The 1,353-nt window shown below is 68.1% G+C and carries 1 protein-coding gene; it reads left to right on the forward strand.

Features of this window, described 5'->3' with window-relative positions:
- Positions 1–212: 212 nt before the first annotated feature.
- Positions 213–1,353 (forward strand): FAD-dependent monooxygenase (locus ACIRS4_RS37110; RefSeq protein ID WP_404204515.1); only part of this gene is annotated, 1,141 nt, incomplete at its 3' end.

The raw sequence follows: 1,353 nt of genomic DNA on the forward strand, positions 1-1,353 counted from the left end.
GGTCGACCGCCTCGGCGACGATCCGCTCGAGGGTGAGCGAGGGTTTGGGCCCGCGCCGGGGGCGGTCGGGGGTGCCCCAGAGCAGTTCGCGGGTGGTGGGTGCCGGCATGGTCGCCATCCTTCCGGATTTCTGGGTTGACACCTAACTGCGTCCACCATACTCTATTAATCATCAACAGCGTCCAACGGACGCAGTTACTGAAGGGGTCATCATGCGCAATACCACCGTCCTCGTCTCCGGCGCCAGCGTCGCCGGTCCCGCCCTCGCCTACTGGCTGCACCGCTACGGCTTCCAGGTGACCGTGGTCGAGAAGGCCCCCGCCCTGCGCACCGGCGGACAGGCCATCGACTTCACCGGCGAGACCCACATGACCGTGCTCGAGCGGATGGGCGTGCTCGCCGACATCGAACGCCGCCAGACCGGCAAGACCGACATGGTCATGCTCGACGAGTCCGGGCAGCAGCGGGCCCTCATCTCCGGCGACTTCACCGGCGGCGACATCGAGATCCTGCGCGGCGACCTGGCCGCGATCATGTACGAGCACACCGCCGACACCTGCGAATACCTGTTCGGCGACACCGTCACCGCGCTCACCGAGACCGCCGACGGCGTGGACGTCGAATTCGCACACGCCCCGGCCCGGCGCTTCGACCTGGTCGTCGGCTGCGACGGAATCCACTCGCGGGTACGGAAACTGACCTTCGGACCCGAATCCGAATTCCTCGCCTACCGGGGTTACTACTACGCGCTCGCGGGTGCATCGCTGTGGGAGGACGCCGACGCCCCGCGCGAGCGGGCGGTGTCCCACGGCTGGACCGCGCCCGGGCTGCTCGCGGTCAACGGCGGGGCGAAGGCCGCGCAGATGTACATGTTCGCCTCACCCGAACTCGATTACTCGCGAGACGATTTCGACGAGCAGCGCCGGATCGTCGCCGAGAAGTTCGCCGGCATGGGCGGCGACGTGCCCGCCATGCTGGCCGACCTCCCGCACCTCGACGGGTTCTACCTGGACTCGCTGAGCAAGGTGACGATGAAGAACTTCGTGTCCGGACGCGTGGCCCTGGTCGGCGACGCCGGGTACGGGAACACCCTCGCCGGATTCGGCACCGGGCTCGCCGTCGTCGGCGCGTACGTCCTGGCCGGGGAACTGGCCGTCGCCGACGGCGACCACACCGTCGCCTTCGCCCGGTACGAGGACATCATGAAGCGCTACCTGCGCAAGGCCGACGACGCCCGCCCCGGACCGTTCCTGGCCCCGAAAACCGCCCTGGGCCTGCGTCTCCGCAACTGGTTCCTGGGATCCTGGGCCTTCGACATGATGCTGAAGTACGCCGATTCCGCGAAGAACGACA

This window comes from Streptomyces sp. NPDC101166, assembly GCF_044768125.1.
Classification (GTDB): Bacteria; Actinomycetota; Actinomycetes; order Streptomycetales; family Streptomycetaceae; genus Streptomyces.